Source organism: Kaarinaea lacus (assembly GCF_975902315.1).
Genome location: NZ_CDLKIE010000371.1, coordinates 1 through 2513 on the forward strand (window position 1 = coordinate 1; position 2513 = coordinate 2513).

At 44.0% G+C, this 2513-nt stretch carries 2 protein-coding genes; both read left to right on the top strand.

Annotation, left to right across the window (positions count from 1 at the left end; all coding sequences use genetic code 11):
* A partial coding sequence (locus ACWVCM_RS12040; protein ID WP_455201999.1) for a LysM peptidoglycan-binding domain-containing protein occupies positions 1–1384 on the top strand: 1384 nt, incomplete at its 5' end.
* 829 nt (positions 1385–2213) lie between these two features.
* Positions 2214–2513, top strand: a 300-nt coding sequence (locus ACWVCM_RS12045) for a hypothetical protein (protein WP_455202000.1), incomplete at its 3' end; no start/stop codon positions are given.

Here is a 2513-nt window from a genome sequence, read left to right on the forward strand (position 1 = left end):
CGACGCGCAACTCAACTGGTATGCCAAAAACCAGCGCTACCTGGATCGTGTTAGCGATCGTGCCCTGCCTTATTTATATTTTATTTTGCGTGAAGTACAGGAGCGCGGCATACCCACCGAAATTGCCCTGCTTCCCGTCGTTGAAAGTGCCTTTCAACCATTTGCGTTTTCCTCCGGTCGGGCTGCTGGCATCTGGCAGTTCATACCTGAAACCGGCAAGCGCTACGGTTTAAAACAGAATTGGTGGTACGACGGCCGGCGTGACATTTATGCTTCCACCCATGCAGCGCTGGACTATCTGGAATATTTAAATAAACACTTTAAAGGTGACTGGTTACTGGCATTAGCGGCATATAACTCAGGCGAAGGTACGGTAGGTCGAGCCCTGAAACGCGCCGCCAAAGAAGGCAAGCCCATGAATTTCTGGGCGCTGGATCTTCCTAAAGAAACCCGGGATTACGTACCAAAGTTACTGGCCATTTCTGCCCTGGTTGCAGAACCAGACTATTACAAGGTAAACCTCAATCCGATTCCTTTCTCACCTTATTTCCGAAAAGTGAAAACCAATGGTCAAATTGATCTGGCCAAAGCAGCGGAACTTGCAGACATTAGTATTGGTGAACTGTATCAACTGAATCCGGCATTCAACCGTTGGGCAACACCACCGAAAGGACCACACTACTTATTAGTACCCATAGAAAACGCCAACCTGTTTCGTCAAAACGTCGCAGCTTATCATCCCGATGATCGAGTCCACTGGAAAAGACATGTTGTGGAAGCCAACCAGTCGCTGCATCAAATTGCTCGGCAAAACGGCACAACCGCTGATATTCTGAAACGCATTAACAAACTGAGCAGTAATAAAGTTGCCACCGGAAAAAACCTGGTTATACCCGTCGCTCCGAAAGGTATGACCCGGTATATTGCTTCACTGGACAAGAAACATATTGATTCAAATATCACCAGCAATCCCAAGCAGAAAATTACTCACACTGTTACCAGCGGCGACAGCTTGTGGGGTATCTCGCAAGAATATAACGTCAGCATGAACAAGCTTGCCGAGTGGAATAATATGGATCGCGACGATGTATTAATCGCGGGTAAAAAACTGGTTGTCTGGACGAACGATGGATTGAAAGACAATGATTTGATAGACGCTCTCATACCAACCACGTTTGCGGCACCGCCAAAACGTTCCATTACCCGTCAAATAAAATACCGGGTACGACGCGGCGACTCACTGGCAACCATCTCAAACAAATTCAACGTATCAGTGCCACAGTTGATGAGCTGGAATAACACCATCAAGAAGGATAAATTTCTTCGTCCGGGACAACCTATTACCCTATTCGTGGATGTAACCCGGCAATCGGGCAACATATAAGTATTCTTGTAAAGCCGCTAACGGCGACAATTCCTACCTGCTGTTATAGCAATCCAGTAAATACAAAAACATTAGAGCAATGTTAGTTAGTGTTCAATAGCACTGATATCCTGTGTCTTGTTAATTTCACGCTTTAGTAATAACCGACTATTAGATGGATCGCTTTACTGATAACAATCGCGCAGGATTACAATATCACCTCAATTTATAGCATTTATTGTCAGTTATTTCCTACTTGTTGCTACGCATTTATCCTACCTAATAACTGTTTACGTATCACTTAGTAATTATAATTAGTAAACATTAAATTAATATGATATACCAGTTACTTAACGCGTTGTTAGACAATCATATACAGATGAATGTACTGACTAATAATGCGGGTATGGTTACCTACCTGTAGCAGTGATCTCACAAGTGGATCTTTTGTAGTAACCGTAACCAGGTGCGTTAGCACCTGTCTTGCTTTTGATTTTCTGTAACAACGGCAGCATTTATAACAATACAACACTTGCTGGCCATGAAAATCTCAACAGCAAATCAACAGGAAATCCCTGGCACGTAATAAATATAGGTACCGGGTTCCTGTGAAAAGTACTGGAGCGTAAGGGGACTTTTCAATTAAGGATAGTTTTTCAAATGGGCATACAGCAATGGAGCCCCTGAGAAATCATCTTTAATTGGGGTGCGCAGGGTCTGCGTTAAAAGTCGAAAACTTTCAACTCGCTAGGCAGTCGTGGGGGCGTGAAGTTTGAAGGTGACGGCAAGTTATATCGCGTCGAAAGGTAGTCGAATATCAGCTTTTAGCATCGCTAAGGCTTTTGTGTGCGTGGCTTTTTTCTCCCTGCTATTTTTATCATTTAATAGTTATTCCGCCCCAGCAACAACAATCGTTGATGACACGGTAAATGTTGAGTCATTCGATCACTTAACAACTGGCTTTCCCTTAACAGGCGCTCATAGCCTCATTGATTGTGAGTCTTGCCATATCGGCGGGCTCTTTGATGAACTACCCACACGATGCGACAAATGCCATGACGGCGTATTTTCCATTGGCGTTTCATCCAACCACATTCCAGTAACAGAAAATTGCGAAGTTTGTCATTCAACGTTTGGTTTTGAAGCATCC